This is a genomic window from Rhodoferax ferrireducens (assembly GCF_031458075.1).
GTDB lineage: Bacteria > Pseudomonadota > Gammaproteobacteria > Burkholderiales > Burkholderiaceae_C > Rhodoferax_B > Rhodoferax_B ferrireducens_A.
Map to the genome: position 1 here is coordinate 218,279 of NZ_JAVDXT010000004.1, position 20,555 is coordinate 238,833.

At 64.5% G+C, this 20,555-nt stretch carries 24 protein-coding genes; 13 read left to right on the top strand and 11 right to left on the bottom strand.

All coding sequences use genetic code 11. From position 1 onward, the window contains the following. Nucleotides 1-48 precede the first annotated feature (48 nt). From J2X19_RS19475 to J2X19_RS19485, 3 genes are read right to left on the bottom strand one after another with little or no spacing between them, the layout of a single operon-like run. The gene (locus tag J2X19_RS19475) at nt 49-1,239 is read right to left on the bottom strand and encodes a vWA domain-containing protein (protein ID WP_310375687.1); all 1,191 of its coding nucleotides are present in this window, start codon (nt 1,237-1,239) and stop codon (nt 49-51) included. Between the two features lie 10 nt (nt 1,240-1,249). Beyond that, on the bottom strand, nt 1,250-1,852 hold the full coding sequence (locus J2X19_RS19480; protein ID WP_310375689.1) for a GNAT family N-acetyltransferase: 603 nt from the start codon (nt 1,850-1,852) through the stop codon (nt 1,250-1,252). A 41-nt stretch (nt 1,853-1,893) separates the two neighbouring features. Next, nucleotides 1,894-2,736, bottom strand: coding sequence for an AAA family ATPase (locus tag J2X19_RS19485; protein WP_310375691.1), 843 nt, complete (start codon nt 2,734-2,736; stop codon nt 1,894-1,896). Between the two features lie 101 nt (nt 2,737-2,837). Here J2X19_RS19485 and J2X19_RS19490 point away from each other — a divergent pair, with 101 nt between their 5' ends. Further along, a complete protein-coding gene (locus tag J2X19_RS19490; protein ID WP_116607207.1) occupies nt 2,838-3,503 on the top strand; it encodes a c-type cytochrome in 666 nt (221 codons plus the stop codon). Nucleotides 3,504-3,563: 60 nt separating this feature from the next. Here the strand turns inward: J2X19_RS19490 and J2X19_RS19495 are convergent, their stop codons facing one another. Beyond that, the gene (locus J2X19_RS19495) at nt 3,564-3,998 is read right to left on the bottom strand and encodes a DUF1841 family protein (RefSeq protein WP_116607206.1); all 435 of its coding nucleotides are present in this window, start codon (nt 3,996-3,998) and stop codon (nt 3,564-3,566) included. Between the two features lie 58 nt (nt 3,999-4,056). Between J2X19_RS19495 and J2X19_RS19500 the strand changes: the two genes are divergently transcribed. Then, nucleotides 4,057-4,818, top strand: a complete 762-nt coding sequence (locus J2X19_RS19500) for a sulfite exporter TauE/SafE family protein (RefSeq protein ID WP_116607205.1) — start codon at nt 4,057-4,059, stop codon at nt 4,816-4,818. A gap of 127 nt (nt 4,819-4,945) precedes the next feature. Further along, a complete protein-coding gene (locus J2X19_RS19505; RefSeq protein ID WP_310375695.1) occupies nt 4,946-5,971 on the top strand; it encodes a helix-turn-helix transcriptional regulator in 1,026 nt (341 codons plus the stop codon). On the opposite strand, the gene kefC is transcribed toward J2X19_RS19505, so the two are convergent. Then, entirely contained in the window at nt 5,972-7,816 is a 1,845-nt protein-coding gene (gene kefC, locus J2X19_RS19510) for a glutathione-regulated potassium-efflux system protein KefC (protein ID WP_310375697.1), read from the bottom strand. Between the two features lie 12 nt (nt 7,817-7,828). Next, the gene (gene kefF, locus J2X19_RS19515) at nt 7,829-8,473 is read right to left on the bottom strand and encodes a glutathione-regulated potassium-efflux system oxidoreductase KefF (protein WP_310375699.1); all 645 of its coding nucleotides are present in this window, start codon (nt 8,471-8,473) and stop codon (nt 7,829-7,831) included. A gap of 50 nt (nt 8,474-8,523) precedes the next feature. On the opposite strand from kefF, the gene J2X19_RS19520 reads away from it, so the two are divergent. Beyond that, on the top strand, nt 8,524-9,150 hold the full coding sequence (locus tag J2X19_RS19520; protein ID WP_310375702.1) for a ParA family protein: 627 nt from the start codon (nt 8,524-8,526) through the stop codon (nt 9,148-9,150). Continuing rightward, entirely contained in the window at nt 9,143-9,616 is a 474-nt protein-coding gene (locus tag J2X19_RS19525; RefSeq protein ID WP_310375705.1) for a MaoC family dehydratase, read from the top strand. Before J2X19_RS19520 ends, J2X19_RS19525 begins: the two co-directional genes overlap by 8 nt. A 62-nt stretch (nt 9,617-9,678) precedes the next feature. Here the strand turns inward: J2X19_RS19525 and J2X19_RS19530 are convergent, their stop codons facing one another. Beyond that, on the bottom strand, nt 9,679-10,140 hold the full coding sequence (locus J2X19_RS19530; RefSeq protein WP_310375707.1) for a tRNA (cytidine(34)-2'-O)-methyltransferase: 462 nt from the start codon (nt 10,138-10,140) through the stop codon (nt 9,679-9,681). A 114-nt stretch (nt 10,141-10,254) separates the two neighbouring features. Here J2X19_RS19530 and J2X19_RS19535 point away from each other — a divergent pair, with 114 nt between their 5' ends. Both J2X19_RS19535 and ltaE read left to right on the top strand, forming a co-directional pair. Continuing rightward, complete coding sequence (locus tag J2X19_RS19535; protein ID WP_310375709.1) at nt 10,255-10,410, top strand: hypothetical protein; 156 nt, start codon at nt 10,255-10,257, stop codon at nt 10,408-10,410. A gap of 53 nt (nt 10,411-10,463) precedes the next feature. After that, complete coding sequence (ltaE, locus tag J2X19_RS19540; protein ID WP_310375711.1) at nt 10,464-11,489, top strand: low-specificity L-threonine aldolase; 1,026 nt, start codon at nt 10,464-10,466, stop codon at nt 11,487-11,489. On the opposite strand, the gene J2X19_RS19545 is transcribed toward ltaE, so the two are convergent. Genes J2X19_RS19545 through J2X19_RS19555 form a run of 3 tightly spaced genes read right to left on the bottom strand, consistent with a single transcriptional unit; the run spans nt 11,486 to nt 14,231 of the window. Beyond that, entirely contained in the window at nt 11,486-12,460 is a 975-nt protein-coding gene (locus J2X19_RS19545; protein ID WP_310375713.1) for a Bug family tripartite tricarboxylate transporter substrate binding protein, read from the bottom strand. The genes ltaE and J2X19_RS19545 overlap by 4 nt on opposite strands. Then, nucleotides 12,457-13,185 carry a DUF4286 family protein gene (locus J2X19_RS19550; protein WP_310375716.1) on the bottom strand — a complete coding sequence of 243 codons (729 nt, stop codon included), beginning with the start codon at nt 13,183-13,185 and terminating at the stop codon, nt 12,457-12,459. Before J2X19_RS19550 ends, J2X19_RS19545 begins: the two co-directional genes overlap by 4 nt. Beyond that, on the bottom strand, nt 13,182-14,231 hold the full coding sequence (locus tag J2X19_RS19555; RefSeq protein ID WP_310375718.1) for a zinc-dependent alcohol dehydrogenase: 1,050 nt from the start codon (nt 14,229-14,231) through the stop codon (nt 13,182-13,184). Before J2X19_RS19555 ends, J2X19_RS19550 begins: the two co-directional genes overlap by 4 nt. A gap of 108 nt (nt 14,232-14,339) precedes the next feature. On the opposite strand from J2X19_RS19555, the gene J2X19_RS19560 reads away from it, so the two are divergent. After that, on the top strand, nt 14,340-15,257 hold the full coding sequence (locus J2X19_RS19560) for a LysR substrate-binding domain-containing protein (protein ID WP_310375720.1): 918 nt from the start codon (nt 14,340-14,342) through the stop codon (nt 15,255-15,257). Here J2X19_RS19560 and J2X19_RS19565 read toward each other — a convergent pair. Continuing rightward, a complete protein-coding gene (locus tag J2X19_RS19565; RefSeq protein WP_310375722.1) occupies nt 15,254-15,955 on the bottom strand; it encodes a ComF family protein in 702 nt (233 codons plus the stop codon). The two genes, J2X19_RS19560 and J2X19_RS19565, sit on opposite strands and share 4 nt — an antisense overlap. Nucleotides 15,956-15,982: 27 nt before the next feature. On the opposite strand from J2X19_RS19565, the gene J2X19_RS19570 reads away from it, so the two are divergent. From J2X19_RS19570 to J2X19_RS19590, 5 genes are all read left to right on the top strand, one after another. Further along, nucleotides 15,983-16,888 (top strand): class I SAM-dependent methyltransferase, encoded by a 906-nt coding sequence (locus tag J2X19_RS19570; RefSeq protein WP_310375724.1) that lies wholly within the window; start codon nt 15,983-15,985, stop codon nt 16,886-16,888. 141 nt (nt 16,889-17,029) lie between these two features. Then, entirely contained in the window at nt 17,030-17,506 is a 477-nt protein-coding gene (locus J2X19_RS19575) for a DUF2244 domain-containing protein (RefSeq protein ID WP_116607456.1), read from the top strand. A 70-nt stretch (nt 17,507-17,576) separates the two neighbouring features. Continuing rightward, entirely contained in the window at nt 17,577-18,758 is a 1,182-nt protein-coding gene (gene coxB, locus J2X19_RS19580; RefSeq protein WP_310375726.1) for a cytochrome c oxidase subunit II, read from the top strand. Between the two features lie 37 nt (nt 18,759-18,795). Then, entirely contained in the window at nt 18,796-20,421 is a 1,626-nt protein-coding gene (gene ctaD, locus J2X19_RS19585; protein ID WP_116607192.1) for a cytochrome c oxidase subunit I, read from the top strand. Nucleotides 20,422-20,430: 9 nt separating this feature from the next. Then, entirely contained in the window at nt 20,431-20,547 is a 117-nt protein-coding gene (locus J2X19_RS19590) for a cytochrome oxidase small assembly protein (RefSeq protein ID WP_310375729.1), read from the top strand. Nucleotides 20,548-20,555: the final 8 nt, after the last annotated feature.

A 20,555-nucleotide genomic window follows, 5' to 3' on the forward strand; every position in this document is an offset into this window, starting at 1 on the left:
CAGCACACCCGCACACAGCGATACCCGCAGCCAGAATCGCAGCATCGGCTATTTGGACAACAGCCGCATGGTGTCTTCCAGGCCCTTGAGGGTCAGGGGGAACATGCGCTGGGCCATCAGCTGCTGGATCACGCCAATGCTTTGGCGGTATTGCCACAGGCCCTGGGGCTCGGGGTTGATCCAGGCGAACTTGGGGAAGGCCTGGGTCAGCCGCTGCAGCCAGGCGGCGCCCGGCTCTTCGTTGTTGTATTCCACGCTGCCACCGGCCTGCAGGATCTCGTAGGGGCTCATGGTGGCGTCGCCGATGAAGATCAGCTTGTAGTCCTTGTTGTATTTGCGCAGGATGTCCCAGGTAGCGAATTTCTCGCTGTAGCGGCGGCGGTTGTGCTTCCACATGAAGTCGTACACGCAGTTGTGGAAGTAATAGAACTCCAGGTGTTTGAATTCGCTCTTGCTGGCGCTGAACAGCTCTTCGACCCGCTGCACATGTTCGTCCATGCTGCCGCCGACATCCATGAGCAGCAGCACTTTGACGTTGTTATGCCGCTCTGGCACCATTTTGATATCCAGATAGCCGGCGTTGGCAGCGGTAGAGCGTATGGTGTCGGGCAGGTCCAGCTCGTCGGCATGGCCTTGGCGGGCGAATTTGCGCAGCCGGCGCAGCGCCACCTTGATATTGCGCGTGCCTAGCTCCTGCTGGTCGTCATAGTCTTTGAAGGCGCGCTGGTCCCAGACCTTGACCGCGCTTTTGTTGCGGCTTTTTTCCTGGCCTATGCGTATGCCCTGCGGGTTGTAGCCGTTGGCGCCAAACGGGCTGGTGCCACCGGTGCCTATCCATTTGCTGCCGCCTTCGTGGCGTTCTTTTTGTTCTTCGAAGCGCTTTTTCAGCGTTTCCATCAGCTCATCCCAGCCCATCTTCTCGATCTTGGCTTTTTCTTCGGGGCTGAGTTCGAGCTCCAGGTTTTTGCGCAGCCATTCGAGCGGCACATCCTGGGTGAAATCGGCCACCGTTTCTACGCCCTTGAAGTAGGCGGCAAAGGCCTGGTCGAACTTGTCGTAGTGCTTTTCGTCCTTTACCAGGGTGCAGCGGCTCAGGTAGTAAAAGTCGTCTATCTTGTAGCTATCTTCGCTGTTTGGGCCCACAACGCCGGCCTGCAGCGCTTGCAGCAGGCTCAGGTACTCCTTCACCGAAACCGGTAGCTTGGCAGAGCGCAGCGTATAGAAGAAGTCGATCAGCATGGTGGTAGGCTCAATCGCGCGGCTTGTTCAGCATCCAGCGCAGGTGCGCCTTCACCGTAGGCCATTCGCTGGCAATGATGCTGAACACTACGGTGTCACGCAAGGTGCCGTTGGGTGCGAGCTGGTGGTTGCGCAGCACGCCGTCCTGCTTGGCGCCGATACGGGCAATGGCGGCGCGGCTTTCGAAGTTGAACCAGTGGGTGCGGAATTCGACAGCAATGCAGTTCAGGGTTTCGAACGCATGCTTGAGCAGCAATAGCTTGGCTTCGGTGTTGATGCCGGTGCGCTGGGCGCTTTTGCTGTACCAGGTGTGGCCAATTTCCAGGCGGCGGTTGGCGGCATCGACGTTGAAGTAGCGGGTCGTACCCACGATCTTTCCATCGGATTTGCGCCGCACCACAAACGGCATGGCACCCTGGTTGTCGCGCATCTCCAGCGCCTTGTCGATATAGCTGAGCGCGGCATCCGCGCTGGCTACGCTGGTGTACCAGAGCTTCCAGAGTTCACCATCGGCCGCCGCAGCCAGTAGCTCGTCCGTGTGTTCTTGCCGCAAGGGTTCCAGCAGCACGTGGTTGCGTCCGGTCAGGGTCACAGCATCAATGAAGCGGGCCATGCGAGTCTCCGGGCTTTGGTTGAACGGGGGGTGAACCTGGGTCAACGGTGGTGGCGTTGCATGAACACCAGTTTCTCGAACAGGCTCACATCCTGCTCATTTTTGAGCAAAGCGCCGACCAGTGGCGGAACCACCACGGTGTCGTCCTGGCTATGCAGGGTGGCCGCGGAAATGTCTTCGGCCACCAGCAGCTTGAGCCAGTCGAGCAGCTCGGAGGTGGACGGCTTTTTCTTCAGGCCCGGCAGGTTGCGCACGTCGTAGAAGGTTTTCATGGCCGCCGTCAGCAGCTCTTTCTTCAGGTCGGGAAAGTGCACGTCCACGATCTGCTGCATGGTGCTGGCGTCCGGGAACTTGATGTAGTGGAAGAAGCAGCGGCGCAAAAACGCGTCGGGCAGTTCTTTCTCGTTGTTCGAGGTGATGAACACCAGTGGGCGGTTCTTGGCCCGGATCAGCTCGCGCGTCTCGTAGCAGTAGAACTCCATGCGGTCGATCTCGCGCAGCAAGTCGTTGGGAAACTCGATGTCGGCCTTGTCGATTTCGTCGATCAGCAGCACCACCGGTTCGTCGGCGGTAAACGCCTGCCACAGCACGCCTTTGAGGATGTAGTTGTGGATGTCCTTGACCCGCGCATCCCCTAGCTGCGAGTCGCGCAGGCGGCTGACTGCATCGTATTCATACAGGCCTTGCTGCGCCTTGGTGGTGGATTTGATGTGCCACTGCAGCAGCGGCATGCCCAGTGCCAGGGCGACTTCCTCGGCCAGCATGGTCTTGCCGGTACCGGGTTCCCCCTTGATCAGTAGCGGGCGTTGCAGTGTGGCGGCCGCATTGACTGCCAGCATCAGGTCCTGGGTGGCGACGTAGTTGTTGGAGCCTTGAAACTTCATGGGATGGAGCTAGCCGGAAGAAGTGAAGAAATATGAAGCGCGCCGGATATAATCGAAGGTTGATTACAGGCTCGATTTTTCACCAGATTGTGCGCGCAAAAATGAATAAGTATTTCACCACGGTATTTGCATTGGCAGTCGCTTCCATGGGCGCTGCAACCTTTGCCCAGGAGATCGTCGGAGACCCCAAAGCAGGCCATGCCAAGGTGGATATGTGCATTGGTTGCCACGGTATCGTGGGCTACCAGGCCAGCTTTCCGGAGGTGCACAAGGTGCCCAAGATCTCCGGCCAGGGCGCGAAGTACATCGTTGCCGCACTCAATGCCTACAAGAAGGGCGAGCGCAAGCACCCCACCATGCGCGGTATTGCCGACTCCCTCAGCGACCAGGATATGGCCGATGTGGCTGCCTTCTACAGCGCCAATGGCGTGGTCGAAGGCGCTGCGCCTCCGGCTAAATCTACGGTGGAACCCAGTGCCCAGGTGGCGGCTTTGCTGACCAAGGGTGCATGCGTGTCCTGCCATGGCGACAACTTCTCCAAGCCCATCGACCCGAGCTATCCCAAGATCGCCGGCCAGCATGCCGACTACCTGTTCGTGGCTTTAAAGTCCTACAAGGTCGAAAACAACGCACTGGTAGGCCGCTCCAACGCCATCATGGGCGGCGTGGCCAAGCAGTTCTCTGCGGCCGAACTCAAGGCTTTGGCTGGCTATGTGAACTCGCTGGACGGCGAGCTCAAAGTGGTGCCGCAGTCGCGCTTCCGTTGAACCGGATTCAGCCATTTAATAAAAAACCCGCTTCGGCGGGTTTTTTATTGGGTGGGTGGGTCAGTCCTGCGTGGCCCGGCGCTGCACGCAATCTATATAGGCGGCACCGTCGGGCGGCCGCCCTGCGCGCTGGCTTTCCCACAGCATCTGGCCCAGGCAGTCCATGGTTTCATGGTGGGCATCGTGCAGGGAATCGCGGCGACGCGTCAGCAGCTCGACCGACTGGCGGATGCCGCGCGGCTGGTCGATCGAGCATTGCTCGCTGATCGACAGGTGCATGGACAGGTGCAGGAAGGGGTTGGTCTTGCCGGCTTCGGCATCGTAATTGCGGGCCAGAGCCGCATCCACATCGCGGAAGTCCGCGTGGTATTCCGGATGCTCGTCGATCCATTGGCTTGCTATGGTTTCAATAGCTTCTAGCGCTTGTCCTGCTTGCGCCTTGGCGTAAACAGAGCAAAAGAATCGACGGACATCGGCTTGGGACGGATTGAACATCCCGCAAGCCTACCATGGGCAAAGCGCGGCCCTGGGGCGGCTCCTAGAATCCCCGACCATGCTTGCAAGCTTTCCCTTGATCACCGACTGGCATTTCTATGCCATCTCCATTCCTGCCGTGCTGTTGTTGGGCATCAGCAAAAGCGGTTTCGGCGCGGGCTTCGGCTCGCTGGCCGTGCCGATGATGGCCTTGGTGGTGACCGTGCCGCAGGCGGCCGCCATCCTGATGCCGGTGTTGCTGTTGATGGATGTGCTGGGGCTGGCGGCTTTCCGGCGCAACTTCGACGCGCCTTTGCTGCGGTTTTTGATACCGTTCGGGCTGCTCGGCACGGTGCTCGGGTCGCTGCTGTTCAAGCTGCTGGATGCCAAGCTGGTGGCGGGCCTGGTTGGCGGCTTTACCTTGCTGTTCCTGGCCCAGCGCCTGCTGTTTCCGCCCCGGCCTGACAGCCCGCCGCCGCCGCGCTGGGTTGGCGCCTTGCTGACCACCACCTCGGGCTTTACCAGCTTCATTGCCCATGCGGGCGGTCCGCCGATCAATGCCTACGCGATCCCGCTGCGCCTGTCGCCGCTGAAGTTCTCGGCCACCATGGCGGTGTTCTTCTTCTGCATCAACCTGTCGAAATGGATTCCGTACGCCTGGCTGGGCTTGCTGGACTGGCGCAACCTCGCCACGTCGGTCGCGCTGTTGCCGCTGGCGCCGGTGGGCGTGTGGATAGGCGTGCGCATCGCCAAACGCATCAGTCCGGTGTTGTTTTACCGCTTGCTTTACCTTGGCATGCTGCTGACCGGGTGCAAATTACTGTGGGATGTTGTGAAATAGACGATACAGCGGGGCTGCTGGCTCATGCGCGTGAAGGCAGTGTGTAAAAGGGCCTTGCTCTATGGCCCATGTTGGAATCAAATGGTTACACCTATTACATAAAACCGAACCTCGATTTGGGGAAACCATGGACCAGACCGGGCGTCTTTACAAAATTGACCAGCTGTTGCGGCAGCACAAGGTCATTAGTTTCGCAGCTTTGCAGGCCGAGTTGAATGTCTCCCGAGCGACCTTGAAGCGTGATCTCGACGATCTGCGCACCCGCCTCAAACTCCCCATTGAATGGAGCCGCGCCGCGGGTGGCTACCGGCTGGCCCCCATGGCCGGCGAGGTGACCACCGGCGCCCATGAACTGCCGGGCCTGTGGTTCTCGTCTACCGAAATCCATGCCTTGCTGACCATGCAGCATTTGCTGGCGAGCCTGGACACCGGCGGGCTCATCATCAACCCGGTGCCCGTGGGCGACCGGCTCAAGGCCTTGCTGGACAGCAAGGACGCCGAACTGCAAGAGCTGCGCCGGCGTGTGCGCATCATCGGCCTGGAGCAGGACACCGCCACGCCGCGTTATTTCGAGCGGGTTGGCCTGGCCCTGGTGCGGCGCAAGCGCCTGGGTCTGGTGCATGCGCAAGGCGGCGAAAGCGTGATGGAGCCCGATATCTCGCCGCTGCGTCTGGTGCATTGCCGCGGCGGCTGGCATCTGGAGGCCTGGAGCCATTCCCTCGAGGCACTGTGCAGCTTTGCGGTGGACGCGATTACCGACGCCCGGGTCCATGCGAGCAGCGCCATCGACGTGTCCGAGCCCAAGCTGGACGCCCATTTCGGACCCGGCTACGGCGTGTTCACCAGCGGCAGGGTGCGCTGGGCGCGGCTGCAGTTCAGCGCCGAACGGGCCAGCGCGGTAGCCAATGTGCAGTGGCATCCGTTGCAGCAGGGCAAGCTGCAGAACGACGGCAGCTACCTGCTGCGCGTGCCCTATATGGACCACCGCGGGCTGATCGCCGACATCCTGCAGCACGGCGCGCACTGTGAGGTGCTGGGCCCGGCCAGCCTGCGCCAGGCGATGGCCGACGAGGTGGGCAAGATGGTGCTCGCCTACCAGGCACCCGCGCCGGCCGACGAAGAAGAAGCCCAGGCCTTGGACGAGGCGCTGTAACTAGTCGCCTCCGCTTTCGGTTTTGCCCCAGCTCTGGGGCCGACGCTGCGCCTGTTGCGCGCGTTCCTGGGCCATCTGCTCTTCCAACTGCTGCCGACCCTCGGTGGCCACGGCGATCAGCTTGTTGCGGTCTTTGCGGTGCGGGTACATCTGCTCGAACAGGTCGATGTTGTGCCGGCGGAACCGCATCGCCTGCTGGCGCGCCTCGTGTGCCGGGTAGCCCAGAATCTCCAGCACCGAGCGCGCGCTGCGCAGGCTGGACTCGAACACCTCGCGCTCCACCCGCTGCACGCCGCGGTCGCGTAACGCATACCAGTGTGGCACGTCGCGGGCCCGGGCGACGATCTCCAGGTTCGGGAAATGTTCGTGCGCCAGGTCGATGATCTTCAGGCTCTGCTCCTTGTCATCCACCGCCACCACCAGAATCTTGGCTGTGGCCGCGCCGGACAGGCGCAGCAGGTCCAGCCGCGCGGCGTCGCCGTAGAACACCCGCAAGCCGAACTGGCGGATGGTTTCCACCATATCGGCATCGTGGTCCAGCACGGTGGCGCTCAGGCCCTGGGTCAACAGCATGCGGCCGACGATCTGGCCATAGCGGCCAAAGCCGGCAATGATGATCGGCGCTTCCTGCTGCTCGGAGATTTCTTCCAGCCGCTTGCTGCCGCGCTCGGCAAAGCGGGGTAGCAGCAGCTTGTCGATGGCCAGCAGCAGCAAGGGGCTGACGATCATCGACACCGCCACCGAGCCGACCAGCAGCGACGAGGTCTGGGCCGAGAACACCTGGGCGGCGCTGGCGGTCTGGAACACCACGAAGGCAAACTCGCCGCCCTGGGCCAGCAGCACGGTGAACACCGGCCGCTCCTGGAACGGAACGCCCATGAACTTGGCGATGGCGTAGATCACCAGCAGCTTGGCGGCCAGAAAGCCGACCACGATGGCCGCCATCAGCCCCGGCGACTGGCGCAGCACGCCAAAGTCCACGCCCATGCCGACGGCGATGAAGAACAGGCCCAGCAGCAGGCCCTTGAAGGGCTCGATGTCGGTCTCCAGCTCGCGCCGGTACTCGCTCTCGGCCAGCAGCACGCCGGCCAGAAAGGCACCCAAGGCCATCGACAGGCCGACCGACAGCATCAGCGAGGCGATGCCCACCACCAGCAGCAAGGAGGCGGCGGTAAAGATCTCCGGCGCCTTGGAGCGCGCGATCCAGCGGAACAGCGGCCGCAACAGCAAACGCCCGCCGAGCACGATGCCCGCAATCACTGCTACAGTTTTAAGCGCTTGCAGCGCAGGAGAGGTATGCGTCAGAGCCTCATTTTGTTCAGAAACCGCACCCAGCAGCGGCAGCAGTGCCAGGATGGGAATCGCCGCCACGTCCTGGAACAGCAGGATGGAAAACCCGGCCTGGCCGCTGCGTGTGGGCAGCAGATTGCGCTCGCCAAACACCTGCAGCGCTATCGCCGTGCTGGACAAAGCCAGGCCCAGCGCCGCCACCAGAGCGATGCGCCAGGGCGCGCCGGCCGCCATGCCGACCACCAGGATCACCGCCGCGCAGCCCAGCACCTGGGCCGAGCCCCAGCCGAAGATCGGCCGGCGCAGGCTCCAGAGTCGCTTGGGCTCCAGCTCCAGGCCGATCAAAAACAGCATCAGCACCACGCCGAATTCGGCGAAATGCAGGATGTCCTGCACCTCGGTGACCAGGCCCAGGCCCCAGGGGCCGATGACGATGCCGGCCGCCAGGTAGCCGATGATGGAGCCCAGGCCCAGGGCTTTGCTCAGCGGCACGGCGATCACCGCGGCGCTGAGGTAGATGAAGCTGTTGGTCAGCCAGGTGGGTGCGTGTTCCATGCGGTCAGGTGCTCAGGTGTTCAGTTCGGGCCAATGGGGGTAGCTCTGCAGCCGCTGGCGAAAGCTGTCGATGTGGGTGGTGACCTCCTGCTTGCCCGCGCTGTGCGCGGCGTGCAGCACCAGCGGCGGCAAGAAGCGCATGCCGCACAGCGCGGCGGTCTGCTCGTAGGGCGGCAGGAAGTTGTCGAACGGGTGCCGGTGGTCGTTGCCCGGCTGGTACGAGCCCTCTTGCCCGCCGGTGGTCAGCACCAGCCACAGCGCCTTGCCGCGCAGCGCCGTGCCGGGCGTGCCGGCCGGGGCCACATCCAGGCCCTCGGCCGATACCGCGCCGTAGGCCCAGCCGTAGGTCAGCACCTCGTCGAACCAGAGCTTTTGCAGCGCCGGCATCGCGTACCACTGGATGGGGTGCAGCAGCACCAACAGGTCGGCGGCCTCCACCCGGGCCTGCTCGGCGGCCACGTCGATGTCGTAGTCGGGGTAGTTGGCGTACAGGTCTTGCACCTCGATCTGCGGACCGTCGGCGCTGGCGGTGAGGGCCCGGGCGGCGGCCAGCAGGCGTTGGTTGACGAGGGAGGCGCGCCAGTTGGGATGGGCGGCTAGAAGGTAAATGCGGGGTGGGGAAGTTGGGGAAGGTGTGGGAGGACTCGGATCGTGCATGCCGCTAACATAGCAAAATTTTCCGCAGTTTCCTCATTTAGGAGCCATCTATGCCCATCGTCGTTGTTGCCAGCCCCAAAGGCGGTGTCGGCAAGTCCACGCTGTCGACCCAGATCGCCGGCTATTACGCCTCGCGGGGTCACCACGTGGTGCTGGGCGATGCGGACCCGCAGCAGTCTTCGGGCCTGTGGCTGAGCCTGCGCCCGACCTCGGCCGCGCCCATCGGTGCCTGGGACGTGGAGGCCGACGAGATCGACAAGCCGCCCAAAGCCGGCAAGGACACCACGTACGCGGTGCTGGACACCCCGGCCGGCCTGGAGGGCAAGCGCTTCAAGGACGTGATGAAGCTGGCCGACAAGATCATCGTGCCGCTGCAGCCCAGCGTGTTCGACATCTTCGCCACGCGCAAGTTTCTGGACCGGCTGGCCGAGCACCGCCGCATCGACAAGATGCAGGTGGGCCTGGTCGGCATGCGGGTCGACGAGCGCACCCTGGCCGCCGAGCGCCTGCACGATTACCTGGAAGGCCTGGAGCTGCCGGTGCTGACCTATCTGCGCAACACCCAGAACTATGTGCACCTGGCCGCCAGCGGGCTCAGCCTGTTCGACGTGCACACCAGCCGGGTCGAGAAAGACCTGGAGCAATGGCAGCCGCTGAGCGCCTGGCTGGATGCCTGAAGCCGTGCGCAGCTTCGACCGCTTTGCCGACCTGGCCGCGGCCGTGGGCAGCGAGATCGCCGTCAGCGACTGGACCCTGATCACCCAGCAGCAGGTCAACCAGTTCGCCGACGCCACCGGCGACCACCAGTGGATCCATGTGGATGTGGAGCGGGCCAAAACCGGGCCGTTCGGTGGGCCGATTGCCCACGGCTTCCTCACGCTGTCGCTGCTGCCGCGGCTGTTCGATGCCTCGTTCGGCATAGTCGAGTCGCGCATGGCGGTGAACTATGGGCTGAACAAGCTGCGCTTCATCAGCCCGGTGCCGGTGGGCAGCCGGGTGCGCGCGCGGCTCAAGCTGCTGGCCTGCACGCCGCTGCCGCCAGACACACCCGGCGTGCAGCTCACGCTGGAGGCGACGATGGAGCTGGAAGGCCAGGCCAAACCGGCCTGCGTCGCCGAGTCCTTGGTCCGGCATTACGCCTGAATTTACAAGAAATCAGGCTCTAGCGCATATTCCACCTGCGCAAGCAGCTATTAATTCAGTAGCTATTCAAAACCGCACTGGCGCCAGGCTTCGAACACCGTCACTGCTACTGCATTCGACAGGTTCAGGCTGCGCTGCCCGGCTCGCATCGGCAGCTTGAGGCAGCGCTCGGGCGTGAAGTCGGCGCGCACGCGGTCCGACAACCCCTTGGTTTCCGAGCCGAACACCAGCCAGTCGCCGGCGGCGAAGTCGGTGTGGAACACATTGCCGGTGCCGCGCGTGGTCAGGGCGAACATGCGCTGCGGGTCGGGCAGGGCGCTGGTCAGAAAGCTGGGCCAGTCGGCATGCCGGGTCAGCGTGGCGTACTCGTGGTAGTCCAGGCCGGCGCGGCGCATGTGCTTGTCGTCCATGGAGAAGCCCAGCGGCTCCACCAGGTGCAGATGGCAGCCGGTGTTGGCCGCCAGGCGGATGACGTTGCCGGTGTTCGGCGGGATTTCGGGTTCGACCAGGACGATGTGAAACATGGGCGGGATTATCCGGGATGCGCTGTAGGCCGCTGCCGACGCGGCGGCGCGGCCTGGTCCGGGTGACATCGCCGGCCAGCGGGGCCAAGATGGCAACGTCCACCAGGAGCCACCATGTCCATCCATTTGCACAAACCCCACCGCCCGCACGACGATGTGCCGGACGGCCCGGAACCCGGCGGCTTGCCGGTCGAGCCCGATGCCGGCGCGCCGCAACCGGCTGCGCCACAAGACCCGGGAGACGGCGGCTTGCCAGACCCCGCGCCCTGACGGACCACGCAAAGCCGGCTCTAATAGCGGCTGTTTTCACTTCCTGTGTTTCCATGAAAACCATAGACCTGCGCAGCGACACCGTGACCCGCCCCAGCCCCGCCATGCAAGCCGCCATGGCCGCAGCCCCGCTGGGCGACGACGTATATGGCGACGACCCCACGGTGAACCGGTTGCAGGCCACGCTGGCCGAGCGCCTGGGTTTTGCCGCCGGGCTGTTCTGCCCCAGCGGCACCCAGAGCAATCTGCTGGCGCTGATGGCGCACTGCCAGCGCGGCGACGAGTACATCGTCGGTCAGGAGGCGCATTGCTACAAATGGGAGGCCGGCGGCGCCGCCGTGCTGGCCAGCATCCAGCCCCAGCCGCTGGACCACGCGGCCGACGGCTCGCTGCCGCTGGAGCGCATCGCCGCGGCCATCAAGGCCGATGACTTCCACCATGCGCGCACCCGTTTGCTGGCGCTGGAGAACACGATTGGCGGCAAGGTCCTGCCGCAAGACTATGTGGAAGCCGCCACCGCGCTGGCCCATGGCCGGGGGCTGCAATGCCATCTGGATGGCGCGCGCTTTTTCAATGCAGCGGTGGCCTCGCAGCGGCCCCGCGAGTCGCTGGCCCAGGCCGAGCGCCGGCTGGTCGCTGGTTTCGACTCGGTCAGCATCTGCCTGAGCAAGGGCCTGGGCGCGCCCGTGGGTTCGGTGCTGCTGGGTAGCCAGAGTCTGATCGCCGATGCGCGGCGCTGGCGCAAGATGCTGGGCGGCGGCATGCGCCAGGCGGGTGTGCTGGCCGCGGCCGGCCTGTATGCGCTGGAGCACAACGTGGCGCGCCTGGCCGACGACCATGCCAACGCCCGCTTGCTGGCCGAGCTGCTGGCCGGCGTGCCGGGACTGCGGGTCGACCTGGGGCCGACGAATATGCTGTTCATGCAGATCGCGCCCGAGCAGGCCGATGGCTTCATGGCCCATTTGCAGGCGCAGCAGGTGCTGGCCTCCGGCCGCTACACGCTGCGCCTGGTCACCCACCTGGACGTCAGCGAGGCCGACGTGCGGCGCGTGGCCCAGACCATCCGCGCGTTCTTCTAGCCGTCGATCTTGATGCCCTTCTGGGCGATCAGGTTGCGGTAGACCGCGGTGTCGGCCTGGATGCGCTGGGTCAGCGCGGTGGGCGATGGGTCCTGGTCCTTCCAGCCTTGCAGTAGCAGTTTTTGCCGGATCTCGCGGCTGCCGAGGATCTTGGCCAGCTCGCTGGCCAGCCGCGCCTGGTGGGCAGCCGGCATGCGGGCCGGGGCCATCACCGCGTTCCAGACTTCGATGTTCACGCCCTTGGCGCCCAGTTCGTCCATGCTGGGCAGCTCCGGTGCCAGCGGGCTGCGCTGCGCCGAGGTCACGGCCACGGCGGCCAGCTTGCCGGCCTGCACCAGCGGCATCACGGTGGCCGCGGGCAGCAGGGTCAGCTGCACCTGGCCGCCCATCATGGCGTTCAGGATCGGCGGGCCGCCGTTGAACGGCACGTGCAGCGCCTTGAAGCCCAGTGCCTGCTTCACCAGCTCCATGCCCAAGTGCCCGCCCGAGCCCGGGCCAATCGAGCCGTAGGCCAGGCGCTCGCCATCGGCGTGCACGGCCTTCAGGTAGGCGGCGGTGCTGCCCGGGTATTCGGCCTTGGGCACCACCCAAACCAGGGGCGCGCTGCCGATCAGGGCGATGGGGGCGAAGTCTTTGTGCGGCTGGTAGGGCAGCTTGGCGTAGAGAAACGGCGAGCTGGTCAGCGGCCCGTTGCCGATCACGCCGATGGTGTGGCCGTCGTCGGCCTTGGCCAGCGCGTCGGCGCCGATGTTGCCGCTGGCGCCGGGCTTGTTCTCCACGACCACCGCCTGGCCCAGGGCCTTGGACAGCGGCTCGGCCAGCATGCGCGCCTGGATGTCGGGCGAGGAGCCGCTGGGGTAGCCCACGATGATGCGCAGCGGCTTGCTGGGCCAGGCGTCGGCCGCCTGGGCCTGTAGCGCCAGGCCGCTGGCGAATACGAGGGCGGTGTGGATAAATCTGCGTTTGTTCATTTTGTGTCTCCGTTGGGGTGGAATTGTGCGAATACATCCATGCGCGGCGCCAGCCGGGGGGGGGTGTCCAGCGCGTCGTGGCGGGTGTGGCTGAGCAGGCCGAAGGCCTCGGGGGCGATGACTGTGCTGCTGTAAGGGGCCAGCTCGGCGCCGAGCTGCTGGGCCTGTTCCAGCAGCCGGGGCGGGTCCACGCCTTGCAGCATCAGCACATGGCGGTGCGCGCCCTGGGCCAGGGCGTTGGAGGCCTGGTTGCCCAGGCCGGCCACCGGGTAGGTGCCCATGTCGGCCAGCTGGCCCCAGTGGGCGCAGACTATGTGGTGATTCAGGGCTCTGGCGCTTATTCTTCCTGCGCAGGCAGCTATGTTTTCAGGAGTAATGTCCAAGACTGTGACCACCAGCTGGCTAGCGCTGGAGACACCCGCCGCGCCGCGCAGCGTGCATGGCAGACGCACAAAGTCGCGCAGCGCCGGGCGCATGCGGGCCGACCAGGGGCTGGGCTGGGCCATCACCTCGTGATAGCCGGGCGTGTCCAGCGCGGCCAGGCCATCCAGCGCATAGCAGGTGAAGTAGCGCAGCGGGTCGTGCAGCGCGCGGTAGCGCCAGGCCTCGACAAAGCCGGGCAGGGCGGTGCGCTCGGGCACGTGCTCCAGGCTGTGCCATGCCTCGTACTCGGCCTGCACCTCGGGGGCCACGCTGTTCCACAGGGCCAGAAAGGCTTGCATCATGCGGCCTCGGCCTGCGGCTGGATCAGCACCTTGGTGGCGGCCTTGTTGTGCGCCAGCGCAAAACCGTCCAGCGCCTGCGCCAGTGGGAAGCGGTGGGTGATCATGTGTTGCAGCAACGCGTGGTGCGTGCGCATGAAGTCCATCACCAGCGGCCAGTGCGCCTCGGGCGCGCGGTAGCTGCCGCGCAGCTGCTGGTGATTCCGCACCAGGGCCGTCAGGTCGATGGGCACGGGCTGGGCGTGGATGCCGGTGATGACCAGCACGCCGTGGGTCTTGAGCGCGGCCAGTGCGGGGTTGATGACAGCGGCAGCACCGGTGGCCTCGATCACCACGTCGAACTTGCCCTGGGCCAGGTAGGGAGCGAGGGCTTGGGCCATGGGCTGCTCGGCAAAGTCCAGCAGGTCGGTAAAGCCCATGGTCCGCAGCACGGCAAAGCGCGCCGCATCGTCATAGCCAGCCACCACCACCTGGGCGGCGCCCGCGGCGCGGGCGAACAAGGCGATGCCCTGGCCGATATTGCCCGGCCCCAGCACCAGCACCCGGTCGCCGGGCTGCACGCCGCCCATGCGCACGGCTTCGTGGCTGACGGTCAGCGGCTCGGCCAGCGCCGCCACATCGGCGGGCACCTCGGCAGGTACGGCCACGCAGTTGCGCGCCGGCACCACGACCCAGGGCGCAAAGCCGCCGTCGCGCAGCACGCCGATGCCGCGCCGCTGAGTGCAGGCGTCGAAGTCGCTCTTTTGGCAGGCCGGGCATTGGCCGCAGACGGTGGATGGTCGCACCGCCACCCGGGTGCCGGGCGGCAGGTCGGTCACCGCGCTGCCGCAGGCTGCGACCTCGCCGCTGAATTCGTGGCCCACGGTGACTGGCAGTGCAGCGGCCAGAAAGTGGTAGCTGGCGGTCCAGGCGTCGATGTGCAGGTCGGTGCCGCAGACGCCGGCGGCCTGCACCTGGAGCAGCACCTCGTGCGGGCCGGGAGCGGGTGGCGGGGCGACGGTCTGGAGCTCCAGGCCGGGGCCGGTATGGGTTTTTTGCAGTGCTTGCATGGTCATGCTTTTGGTGGGGATGGCTGGCAGTGTGCCGCCGGCTGTGCCATACGTCCAAGACCGATGGAGTATGTGCGGCATACTTGAAAGTTATAGATGGAGGCGGCGATGGAACTACGGCATCTTCGATATTTCGTGGCGGTGGCCGAGCAGGGCAATGTGAGCCGGGCCGCGCAAAAGCTGTTCATTGCGCAGCCCGCGCTGTCCACCCAGATCCGCCAGCTGGAGGAGGAGGTCGGCGCGCCGCTGCTGGTGCGCGTGCCGCGCGGCGTGCAGCTGACAGCGGCGGGCACGGCGTTTCTGGAGGACGCGCGGGCGATCCTGGCGCGGGTGCAGCAGGCCACCGTGCATGCGCGCGCCCATGGCGTACAGGAGCGTAGCGTGCGCATCGGCCTGGTGCCGTCGGCCACGCATTCGCTGCTGCCGGGCCTGTTGCAGCGCCTGCAGCAGGCCGGTACCGGCACCCAGCTGCAGGTGCGCGAGATGATCAGCTCGCAGCAGCTCAAGGCCATGCAGAACGACGAGATCGACATCGGCCTGGCCCGGCCGGCCGAGCCGCTGCAGGATGATGCCTATGTGCACATGGCTGCGCAGATCACCGACCCGTACTGCCTAGCCCTGCCCGCGCAGCATCCGCTGGCGGCAAAGTCGGGCGTCGTGGCCTTGAAACAAGTCGCGCATGCGGAGTTCGTGGCGTTCTCGCGCTACCAGGACCCGGCCTACTTCGACCGCACGGTGGCGTTGTGCATGGAGGCGGGTTTCAGCCCGCACATGCGGCACGAGGCGGGGCAGTTCATCAGCGTGCTGGCGCTGGTGGGCAGCGGCCTGGGGGTGGCGATCGTGCCGGCCTCGCTGGCGGGGCTGGTACATCCGCAGGTGGTGTTTCGGCAGCTTGCGGCCTCTGGCTACACCAGCCGCCTGGCCGTGGTGTGCCGCAAGGCCTGGCTGCAGACCGAGGGCGCGGCAGCGGTGCTGGCGCTGGCTGTGCAGGAGCTGCAGCTGCTGGGCCAGCGTTTGTCGGTTTAGTCCGCCGGGGTGCGCGCCACCACCAGGCCGGTGATGTGTGCGGCGCCGGCCTGGCGCAGCACGGCGGCCGCGGCAAACAGCGAGGCGCCGCTGGTCATCACGTCGTCGACCAGCACCAGGCGCTGGCCGCGCAGGCTGGCGGCCCGCAGGGGCTCGACGGCAAACGCGCCCTGCACATTGCGCAGGCGCTCGGCCCGTTTCAAGCTGGGCTGGGGCGCGGTATGCCGGGTGCGCAGCAGCAGTTGGGCCTGGGTTTTGTGCGGCGCCAGCTGGCGGGCCAGCTCCAGCGCCTGGTTGTAGCCGCGTTCGCGCAGCCGTTCTGGCGACAAGGGCATGGGCAGCACGGCGTCGCATTGCTCCAGCGCCGGTTCGACCCAGGGGCTGTGGCGAAGCAGCTCTGCCAGGGTGGCGGCCCAGCCCACCTGCTGGCGGAATTTGTACTGGGCGATGCACTGCGACCAGGGGTAGGCGTAGGGCACAGCGGCGAAGCAGGCGTCTAGTGCCGGCGGGTTCAGCAGGCAAGTACCGCACTGCGCCACGCCATCGGGCAAGGGCAGGGCGCAGGTGCGGCAGCGTGGCACCGGTTGGGCAAAGCGGCTCACGCAAGCGCCGCACACCGGCTGGCTGGGCCAGGCACGGCAGACCGCGCACTGGCTGGGTAGCAGGGTTGTAGCCTTGTGCAAGAGCGCGCGGAACATGGGCTCAATATACTCGTGGGCTAGCCTATGACGACCCAACTCCCGCCCACTATCGACCCCGTTGCCGCCGCCCATTGGGCTCAGCGGCGCACCGCCACCTCACCCTGGCTGCACGAAGAAGTCGCTCGGCGTATGGAGGACCGTCTGCAGTGGATCAAGCTGCAGCCCCAGGCCTGGGCCCATTGGGAGCCGGTGCGCGGCGGCCAGGAAGCCCATGCCAAGCTCACGGCGCGCTATCCCAATTCTGAGTGTTATGTGGTTGAAGCGCATGCAGAACAAGCGCAGGCAGCTATTCAATCTGTAGCAAAGCCGTGGTGGAGCCCGGGCCGTTGGAGCGCTGCTGCCCAGCACGCCCAGCTGCCGCCCGACGGCAGCGTGCAAATGCTGTGGGCGAACATGCTGTTGCATTCGGCCGCCGATCCGCAGGCGCTGATCGCCCAGTGGTACCGGGCGCTGGCGGTGGACGGGTTTCTGATGTTCTCCTGTCTGGGGCCGGACACGGTGCAGGAGCTGCGCGGCGTCTACCAGGCGCAGGGTTGGCCGGTCCCCGGCCACCAGTTCACCGATATGCACGACTGGGGCGATATGCTGGTGCATGCGGGGTTTGCCGAGCCGGTGATGGACATGGAGCGCATCCGCCTGACCTACGAGAGTCCCGCGCGTCTGCTGCAAGACCTGCGCGAGGTCGGCCGCAACCTGCATCCGCAGCGCTTTGCGGGCCTGCGCGGCCGGCAGTGGCGGGCCCGGCTGGAGCAGGCGCTGGCCACGCAACTGGCCGATGCCGCGGAAAACGGGCGCCTGCCGCTGACCTTTGAGCTGATTTACGGCCATGCGCTCAAGCCCCAGCCCAAACTGCGCGTCAGCGCCCATAGCGCGGTATCGCTGCGCGATATGCGGGACATGCTGCAGCGTGGTAAACAGGGTGGTGTTTGACAGTCTTTACGGGTTAACGCGTGGTAAAGCCCGGCTACAATTCGCGGTTAGAAAAACATATGGGTATCTCCCCACGCAGTAAGGCAGATCGGTAGGCGACAAGCGCGTTGGCTGGTGTGCTGAATTTTGTGAGTGCCATTCGTGTCGAACCTGGTATTTCGCTTCGCCACAGTTTCGGGCCAGAACATCCACTGGTTTCTGAAGCGCAACTGCTCGGTCACGCCGGCCCAGTTGGGTTGGATGTATGCATCGATCTGTGTGGTGTCTCTTGCTATTGCGACGTTTTTCTGGGCCCAGGGTGCGACTTTGGTGCTGGGGTTTGCCTGGCTGGAGTTGGCGGCGGTAGGGACCGCCTTCCTGGTCTACGCCCGCCACGCGAGTGACGGCGAAAGAATTTCGCTGCAGGGCACGCAGCTGGTGGTCGAGCTGGAAAACGGTGGGCACCTGGAGCGGGCCGAGTTTCGCCGTGAATGGGTTCGTATCGAGCCCAAGACCGGTGACCGGTCTTTGATCGAGGTGTCGGGCCAGGGGCGGTCAGTTGAGGTGGGACGGTATGTGAGTCCAGAGCTACGGTCGGCTCTGGCACGTGAGATCCGAATGGCGTTGCGCAGTGCGTAGCGCGTGCCCATGGGCGCACTGGATGGCACGGCAAGATTGGTTCAATTGAGGTGTTGAATAAGTGAAAACGATGAAGATGATTCCTAACAAATTGGCTTCACTGCTGCCCGCGCTCGGCATCTGGGCGGGCGCATGGCTCAGCACCACGGCGCATGCCGTCAATGATCTTCCCGGAGGCCCTGCCGTACGGCAGCTGAATCTGCCACCGGCCGTCACCAAAATCGCCGCCGAGCAGCAGTCGCTGCACTGGTTCATGCTGATCGTCTGCACCGTCATCTTCCTGGCGGTGTTCAGCGTGATGTTCTATTCCATCTGGAAGCACCGCAAGTCCAAGGGCTACAAAGCGGCCAACTTCCACGAGTCCGTCACCGTTGAAGTGATCTGGACGATTGTTCCGTTCGTGATCGTGATCCTGATGGCTTTGCCCGCAACCAAGGTCGTGGTCGCCATGAAGGACACCACCAACGCCGACCTGACTATCAAGGCCACGGGGATGCAGTGGAAATGGGGTTACGACTACATCAAGGGCGAGGGCGAAGGCATTGGCTTTGTCTCCACCCTCGACAGCAGCCAGCGCGCCATGTCCAACAGCGGCGATGTGAGCAAGGCGAGCGACGACTACCTGTTGAAGGTCGACAACGCACTGGTAGTGCCGGTCAACAAGAAGATCCGCATCATCACCACGGCCGATGACGTGATCCACGCTTTCATGGTGCCGGCTTTCGGTATCAAGCAAGATGCGATTCCTGGTTTTGTGCGCGACACCTGGTTCCGCGCCGAAAAAGTGGGCAGCTACTACGGCCAATGCGCCGAGCTCTGCGGTAAAGAGCATGCCTACATGCCCATCCACGTGAAAGTGGTGTCGGCCGAGGACTATTCCAAGTGGGTCGATGGCGAGAAGAAAAAAATGGCCGCCAAGCTGGACGATCCCTCCAAGGTCTGGACCCTGGACGACATCCTGAAGCGCGGCGAAAAGGTCTATGCAGCCAACTGCGCAGCCTGCCACCAGGCCAACGGCAAGGGCGCTGGCCCGATCAAGCCATTGGATGGCTCGGCCACCGTGCTGGATGCCGACAAGAACAAGCAGATCCATGTATTGCTGAATGGTCAGAACAACGGTGCCATGCCCGCATGGAAGCAGCTGAGCGATACCGATATTGCGTCGGTGATCAGCTACACCAAGAACAACTGGTCGAACAAGACAGGTCAGCTGGTGCAGCCGGCCGATGTCTTGGCCCAGCGCGGCAAGTAAGCTGGCCTCGTAACGTACAGATCCCCTAGGAATAAAGATGAGTGCAGTTCTCCATCCCCACGACCACGACCACGCGCACGATGGGCACGACCACCACGCCCCTACCGGCTGGCGCCGCTGGGTGTTTGCCACCAACCACAAGGACATCGGTACCTTGTACCTGCTGTTCAGCTTCACCATGCTGATGGTCGGTGGCATTTTGGCGCTGTTGATCCGGGCCGAGCTGTTCCAGCCGGGCCTGCAGCTGATCAACCCCGAGCTGTTCAACTCCCTGACCACCATGCACGGCCTGATCATGGTGTTCGGCGCCATCATGCCGGCCTTTGTGGGCTTTGCGAACTGGATGATTCCGCTGCAGATCGGCGCGTCCGACATGGCTTTTGCCCGCATGAACAACTTCAGCTTCTGGCTGATGATTCCTGCGGCGCTGATGCTGGTGTCTTCGTTCTTCATGCCAGGCGGCGCACCGGCTGCCGGCTGGACGCTGTACGCACCGCTGACGCTGCAAATGGGCCCCTCCATGGATGCCGGCATTTTTGCGATGCACATCCTGGGCGCCTCGTCGATCATGGGTTCGATCAACATCATCGTGACCATCCTGAACATGCGCGCTCCCGGCATGACCTTGATGAAGATGCCGATGTTCTGCTGGACCTGGCTGATCACCGCCTACCTGCTGATCGCCGTGATGCCCGTGCTGGCCGGCGCCATCACCATGACGCTGACCGACCGCCATTTTGGTACCAGCTTCTTCAACCCCGCCGGTGGTGGTGACCCGGTGATGTACCAGCACATCTTCTGGTTCTTCGGCCACCCTGAGGTGTACATCATGATCTTGCCGGCCTTCGGCATCATCAGCCACATCGTGCCGGCGTTTGCGCGCAAGAAGCTGTTCGGCTATGCCTCCATGGTCTACGCCACGTCTTCCATCGCCATCCTGTCGTTCATCGTCTGGGCCCACCACATGTTCACCACCGGTATGCCGGTGACGGGCCAGCTGTTCTTCATGTACGCGACCATGCTGATCGCCGTGCCCACCGCTGTGAAGATCTTCAACTGGATCGCCACCATGTGGCAGGGTTCGATGACCTTTGAAACCCCGATGCTGTTCGCCGTGGGCTTCATCTTCGTGTTCACCATGGGGGGCTTCACCGGTCTGATTCTGGCGGTTGCGCCTATCGACATCCAGCTGCAGGACACTTACTACGTGGTGGCGCATTTCCACTATGTGCTGGTGGCCGGCTCCTTGTACGCGATGTTCGCCGGCTTCTACTACTGGTGCCCCAAGTGGACCGGCGTGATGTACAGCGAAACCCGCGGCAAGATCCACTTCTGGTGGTCGCTGATTGCGTTCAACGTGACCTTCTTCCCCATGCACTTCCTGGGTCTGGCCGGTATGCCACGCCGCTATGCCGACTACCCCATGCAGTTCGCCGACTTCAATGCGATCGCCTCGGTAGGCGCATTTGCCTTCGGTATTGCCCAGGTGTACTTCTTCCTGTTCATCGTGGTGCCCGCCATGCGCGGCATCGGTGAAAAAGCCTCTGCCAAGCCTTGGGAAGCTGCCGAAGGCCTGGAGTGGGAAGTTCCGTCGCCTGCGCCTTTCCACACCTTCGAGAATCCTCCCAAGCTGGATAGCACGGCCACCCGTGTCATCGGCTAAGGCGCGGCCATGCTGACGCCCGCCCAAAAGAAAAACAATCTGCGTACCGGCCTGATTCTGGCGTCGGTCGCAGTGGCTTTTTTTGTCGGATTCCTGGTCAAGATGGTTGTGCTGAGCCGGCACTGAGCCGGTTC